Source organism: Actinocorallia lasiicapitis (genome assembly GCF_054778695.1).
Genome location: NZ_BAAGZI010000037.1, coordinates 22,216 through 28,334 on the forward strand (window position 1 = coordinate 22,216; position 6,119 = coordinate 28,334).

Here is a 6,119-nt window from a genome sequence, read left to right on the forward strand (position 1 = left end):
GTGACGCTTGATCCGTTGTATCGGGCCGTAGCGTGGATCCTCGTCCAGATCCACGCGGGCCTGAGCCACATCGTCGACCCAGACAGTGGCTGGGCGTGGGGTGGCGCGATCGTGCTGCTCACCGTGGCGATGCGGCTCCTGATCTTCCCGCTGTTCGTGAAGCAGATTCAGTCGTCCCGCAAGATGCAGGCACTGAACCCGCAGATCCAGGCGCTGCGCAAGAAGTACGCGTCGTCCAAGAAGGACACCGAGTCCCAGAAGCGCGAGAAGAAGCAGAAGCTCCAGCAGGAGACGATGAAGCTCTACCAGGAGAACGGGGCCAACCCGATCTCCGGTTGCCTTCCCCTCCTGGTGCAGTTCCCCGTCTTCATCTCCCTCTTCCAGGTCCTCAACAAGATCGCCCACGCCGAGCCAAACAACGGCAGCCACGGCATCTCGCCCGAACTGGTCGCGAGCGCCAAGAACGCCAACATCTTCGGCGCCCACATCTCCGACAGCTTCCTCAACGCCTGGGGGAGCGACCCCAAGTCGATCAGCGCCCTGATCGTCTGCGGTCTGGCCGTCATCATCTCCTCGACGACGACCTTCCTCACGATGAAGTCCAGCATGAGCCGCCAGCCGGCCATGGACCCGGACAACCCCATGGCGTCGGCCCAGAAGATGATGGTCTGGCTCGCCCCCGTCTTCGGTCTGTTCGGTCTCGGCTTCCCGCTCGGTGTGCTCCTGTACTGGGTGACGTCCAACAGCTGGACCCTCGCCCAGTCGCACTACATCTACAGCCGCTACCCGATGCCCACGGTCGACGCGAACACCGACAACGGCGGCGGAACCAGCACCGGCGGCACCCCCGTCAAGAAGGCGGCGCCCGCGCCGACCAGCGGCGGCCTGCTCAAGAAGCGCCGCCAGGCGGAAGAGGCGGCCGCCGCCGAGATCCGCGAGAACCCCACGGTCGTGCGCAAGCAGCCGAGCAAGCAGTCACGCAGCAAGCGCAGCGGCACCCCCAAGCGTTAGATTTGCCTGTCCGCACATGTGGACACCTCATCAGAACGGAGACAGCGGTGGCTGAAACCGCAGCGGCTGACGTAGAGGCCCTGGAGCAGGAAGGCGACATCGCCGCCGACTACATCGAGGGCCTGCTCGACATCGCCGACTACGACGGCGACATCGACCTCGACGTCGAAGGCGAGCGGGCGATGGTCTCGGTCGTCGGCAGCGGTCTGGACGAGCTGGTCGGCCAGCGCGGCGAGGTCCTGGAGGCTCTGCAGGAGCTCACCCGGCTCGCGGTGCACCGGCAGACCGGCAACCGCACCCGGCTGATGCTGGACGTCGGCGGCTACCGCGACCGCCGTCGGCAGGAGCTCACCAAGCTCGGCCTGGAGGTCTGCGAAGAGGTCAAGCGGACCGGCAAGCCCAAGCCGCTGGCCCCCATGACCCCGTTCGAGCGCAAGATCGTGCACGACGCCATCGCCGCCGCCGGACTGCGCAGCGAGTCCGAAGGCGAAGAGCCCGAGCGTTACGTGGTCGCCTACAGCGAGTAGGCCGACCGGCTCTTTTCGGCCCGTGCCCCCGTCCGATCGGACGGGGGCACGGGCTTTTTGGTGCCGCGGGTACGAGAAACCGTCCGCTAGGACAGAAATATGCGTGGCTCGGGCTTTCGGGTTTCTCTCGGGCTGCGCCCATGTGGAACCATCGGTGACGTGGGGAAGACCGAATGACTGACGAGCTGCCGCCGAATGACACCACCGTGCCGGAGCAGGCATACGAGGTCTTCGGCGATGCCATGCCCACCGCGGAGCGGTACTGGAACCTCCTGGCCACGGCCGGAGTGGAGCGCGGCCTCATCGGCCCGCGCGAGGTGCCCCGCCTGTGGGAACGCCATCTGATCAACTGCGCGGTGCTCGGCGAGGCCGTACCCGAGGGCGCGTCGGTCGTGGACATCGGATCGGGCGCCGGGCTGCCCGGCCTGGTGCTCGCCATCGTCCGTCCCGACCTCGACATCACGCTGCTCGAACCACTGCTGCGGCGGACCACCTTCCTCAACGAGGCCGTCGAGGAGCTCGGGCTGAAGAACGTCACCGTGCGGCGGGGGAGGGCCGAGGAGGTCACCAAGGAGTTCGCGGTCGACGTCGTGACGGCCCGGGCCGTCGCACCGCTCGACCGGCTGGCCGGGTGGGGGCTGCCCCTGCTCAGACCCGGCGGAGAGCTGCTCGCCCTCAAGGGGGAGCGCGCCGCGCAGGAACTGACGGAGGCTTCCGACGTTCTGCGCCGTCTGGGTGTGGATAAGTCGGAACTCCTCTTGGTGGGCCAAGGTAAGGTCGATCCGCCGACGACGCTCGTTCGGCTCGTGCTATCCCGGAAGCAGAACAAGAAGGGTGGTCGGTCTCGAACCCATGACTGAGCAGCCCGATGTGAATAAGGAGCCCGCGGTGGAGCCGTCATCTGGCCACGCGTTCAGTATGCAGGGGACAGCCGAGACCGCGTCGGTCACGCCGCGCATGGAGGGAGAGAAGAACGTGGATTCACGTGAAACATCGGTTCCGCCGCCCGCCTCCAGCTCGGATACGCCCATCGCGCGTGCCGCTGCGGCGGCGCTGGAGGTCATGGCCAAGAGGGGAGACCGGGAGTGGCCCCGGCCGCCGAAGACCAGGGTCATCACCGTCGCCAACCAGAAGGGCGGGGTCGGCAAGACGACCACGTCGGTGAACTTGGCGGCGGCGCTGGCCATGCACGGCGCGCAGGTGCTGGTCGTCGACCTCGACCCCCAGGGCAACGCCTCCACCGCGCTCGGCGTCGACCACCACGCCGATGTGCCGTCGATGTACCACGTGCTGATCGAGGACATGCCGTTCGCCGAGGTCGTCGTCGCCTCCCCGGAACTCCCCAACCTGTACTGCGCCCCCGCCACCCTCCACCTCGCCGGCGCCGAGATCGAACTGGTCTCCAAGGTCGCCCGCGAGTCCCGGCTCAGCCGGGCCCTGGACTCCTACGACAAGTCGCGCTTCGACTACGTGCTGATCGACTGCCCGCCGTCGCTGGGCCTGCTCACCCTCAACGCGCTCGTCGGCGGTGACGAGCTGCTGATCCCGATCCAGTGCGAGTACTACGCGCTCGAAGGGCTCAGCCAGCTCATCGGGACGGTCGATCTGGTGAAGTCGCATCTGAACCCGGAGCTGAACGTCTCGACGATCCTGCTGACGATGTACGACGCCAGGACCAGGCTGGCCTCGCAGGTCGCCGAGGAGGTCCGGTCGCACTTCGGGGACGTGGTGCTGAAGACCGTCATTCCGCGGAGCGTCCGGGTCTCTGAGGCGCCCAGCTACGGGCAGTCCGTCATGACGTACGACCCGGGTTCGACCGGCGCGCTCGCCTACAGCGAGGCCGCTTCGGAGATGGCTCACCGGTGGGTCGGGGTCGCACCGTGAGCTCCGCTGCTTCTTCTCATGATTTCGGGGGTTGGGAATGAGTGCATCACGTCAGCCGCGGGGCCTGGGCAAGGGTCTCGGAGCGCTGATCCCGACGGCGCCGCCCGCGGCCGGTTCGGTCGGTGTCGACGGCGGGGCGCCGCCGCTGGCGATGGTGGCGGGGGCCCGTTTCGCCGAGCTCCCCGTGAAGTGCATCTCCCCGAACCCGCGCCAGCCGCGGTCGCACTTCGATGAGGAGGCGCTCGAAGAGCTCTCCGTGTCGATCTCGATCGTCGGTCTGCTCCAGCCGATCGTGGTCCGCGAGGTCAGCCCCGACGGCCCGTTCGAGCCCGCCAAATACGAACTGATCATGGGGGAGCGCCGCTGGCGCGCCTCCCAGATGGCCGGCCTCGACAAGATCCCCGCGATCGTCCGGGAGACGTCGGACGTCGATCTGCTCCGTGACGCGCTCCTGGAGAACCTGCACCGTCAGCAGCTCAACCCGTTGGAAGAGGCCGCCGCCTACCGTCAGCTCCTCGACGATTTCGGCGCCACCCACGAGCAGCTCGCGAACCGCATCAGCCGTTCCCGTCCGCACATCACCAACACGCTGCGGCTGCTGAACCTCCCTCCGGCGGTCCAGCGCCGTGTCGCCGCGGGCGTCCTGAGCGCCGGCCACGCCCGTGCTCTCCTGGGCCTGGAGTCCCCGGAAGCCATGGACGCTCTGGCAACCCGGATCGTCGCCGAGGGCCTCTCCGTCCGCGCCGTCGAGGAGATCATCGCCCTGCGTGAGGCGGAGCCCGCCAAGTCCCCGGTCCGCCGTCCGGTCCGTAAGCCGACCGCTCCGAAGCTCCAGGAGCTCGCCGACCGCCTGTCCGAACGCTACGAGACCAAGGTCCGCGTCGACCTGGGCGCCCGCAAGGGCAAGATCACCGTGGAGTTCGCGACCCTGGACGACCTGGAGCGCATCATCTCCACCATGGCTCCCGACCCACCGTCCTGACCGCTCCACCCGCTCCTTCTTCGAGCCCCGGCGTCCACCGCCGGGGCTCTTCCCTTATCAGCCCTGGCTTGACGCCTGTCCGGGGACGCTAGATGGATCGAGCCCCAGGCATCCACGATCGGGTTCCGGCCCACCCCTGGCAGACGCCTGTCCGTCCAGGGGTGCAGGCGGATTCGAGCCCTGGGCATCCACGGTCGGTGTTCCGGTCCAGCCTTGGCGGATGTCTGTCGGTCCGGGGGCTTGGCGGATTTGAGCCCCGGGCATCCAAGATCGGGGCCCCGGTCCGGCCCTGGCTGGCGCCTGTCCGTCCAAGGGCGTAGACGGATTCGAGCCCCGGGCATCCACGGTCGAGGTTCCGGCCCGGCCCTGGCAGATGCCTGTCCGTCCAAGGGTGTGGGCGGATTCGAGCCCTGGGCGTCCACGGTAGGGGTTCTGGTCCAGCCTTGGCGGATGTCTGTCGGTCCGGGGGCTTGGCGGATTCGAGCCCCGGGCATCCACGGTAGGGGTTCTGGTCCGGCCCTCGCAGACGCCTGTCCGTCCAAGGGCGCAGGTGGATTCGAGCCCTGGATGTCGTTGGGGTTCCGGCCCAGCTTTGGCTGACGCCTGTCGGTCCGGGGCAGCTAGATGGATCGGGGCCCGGGCATCCACCCATTGGGTTCCAGCCCTAGCGGATGCCTGACCGTCCGGGTGTAGGCGGATTCGAGCCCTGGGGGTCCAGCCCTAGTTTCCGACCCAGCTTTGGGGATCTGCTGACCGGTGGGGGAGCTAGACGGAGCTCAACACCCGGGTGATGTTGATTCCGGCGGCCGTGAGCGCCAGCGGAAGCAGGCTCGTCTCCGTCATCCCGGGCGCGACGTTCACTTCGAGCAGATGAGGCACCCCTTCCGCATCGACGATCAGATCACTCCGCGACAGATGCCGTAGCCCAAGAGCCGCATGAGCCTGAAGCGCCGCCTCCCGCGCCGCCTCAGTGGCCTCAGGGGTCAGACGTGCCGGAGTGACGAACTCAGTCTGCCCAGCCGTGTAGCGGGCCGTGTAGTCGTAACGCTCCCCAAGCGGCACGATCTCCACAGCGGGCAGCGCGGTGGCCTCTCCGTCGATCTCAAGGACGCCCACAGCCACCTCCGTCCCCTCAACGAACCTCTCGATCAACGCCGAGTCCCCATAGGAGAAGCACCCGACCAACGCGGCCGGCAGATCCCCGGCATGACGAACCACGGAAGCCCCCAGCGCCGACCCGCCCCGAGTCGGCTTGACGAACAGCGGCATCCCCAGCTTCTCGATGACGGCCCCCATCACCCCCGCCGCCCCCAGATCATGGAACACCTCTTTGGGCAACGTCACCGAGTCGGGCGTGACGATCCCGGCCCCCCGCATCACCGCCTTGGCCGTCGGCTTGTCCCAAGCCAACCGACAGGCATCCGGCCGCGACCCCACATACGGAATCCCCAGCAGCTCCAGCACTTCCCGGATGGCCCCGTCTTCCCCCTCGGCCCCATGCAGAACCGGAAAAACCAGATCCGGCGGATCCTCCCGAAGCAACACCAGCAACCCGGCATCCGCCTCCCGAATCTCCACCTCCAGCCCCACCCCCTTAAGCGCATCCGCCACCCGCCGCCCCGAACTAAGCGACACCTCCCGCTCATAAGACATCCCACCCGCCAACACCATCACCCGTTCCATACCCCGACCCTACCGACCCCCCACCCCACCCC

6 protein-coding genes are annotated in these 6,119 nt (G+C 67.9%); 5 read left to right on the forward strand and 1 reads right to left on the reverse strand.

The features are described from left to right. From yidC to ACYVE7_RS07250, 5 genes are all read left to right on the forward strand, one after another. Complete coding sequence (gene yidC, locus ACYVE7_RS07230; RefSeq protein ID WP_460363777.1) at positions 1-1,011, forward strand: membrane protein insertase YidC; 1,011 nt, start codon at positions 1-3, stop codon at positions 1,009-1,011. A gap of 47 nt (positions 1,012-1,058) precedes the next feature. Next, positions 1,059-1,538, forward strand: a complete 480-nt coding sequence (locus ACYVE7_RS07235) for a Jag family protein (RefSeq protein ID WP_460363778.1) — start codon at positions 1,059-1,061, stop codon at positions 1,536-1,538. A gap of 173 nt (positions 1,539-1,711) precedes the next feature. Further along, on the forward strand, positions 1,712-2,398 hold the full coding sequence (rsmG, locus tag ACYVE7_RS07240; protein WP_460363779.1) for a 16S rRNA (guanine(527)-N(7))-methyltransferase RsmG: 687 nt from the start codon (positions 1,712-1,714) through the stop codon (positions 2,396-2,398). A 97-nt stretch (positions 2,399-2,495) separates the two neighbouring features. After that, complete coding sequence (locus ACYVE7_RS07245; protein ID WP_460363782.1) at positions 2,496-3,422, forward strand: ParA family protein; 927 nt, start codon at positions 2,496-2,498, stop codon at positions 3,420-3,422. A gap of 37 nt (positions 3,423-3,459) precedes the next feature. Continuing rightward, the gene (locus ACYVE7_RS07250) at positions 3,460-4,404 is read left to right on the forward strand and encodes a ParB/RepB/Spo0J family partition protein (RefSeq protein ID WP_460363780.1); all 945 of its coding nucleotides are present in this window, start codon (positions 3,460-3,462) and stop codon (positions 4,402-4,404) included. Between the two features lie 765 nt (positions 4,405-5,169). Here ACYVE7_RS07250 and ACYVE7_RS07255 read toward each other — a convergent pair. Further along, positions 5,170-6,087, reverse strand: a complete 918-nt coding sequence (locus ACYVE7_RS07255; RefSeq protein WP_460363781.1) for a D-alanine--D-alanine ligase family protein — start codon at positions 6,085-6,087, stop codon at positions 5,170-5,172. Positions 6,088-6,119 lie beyond the last annotated feature (32 nt).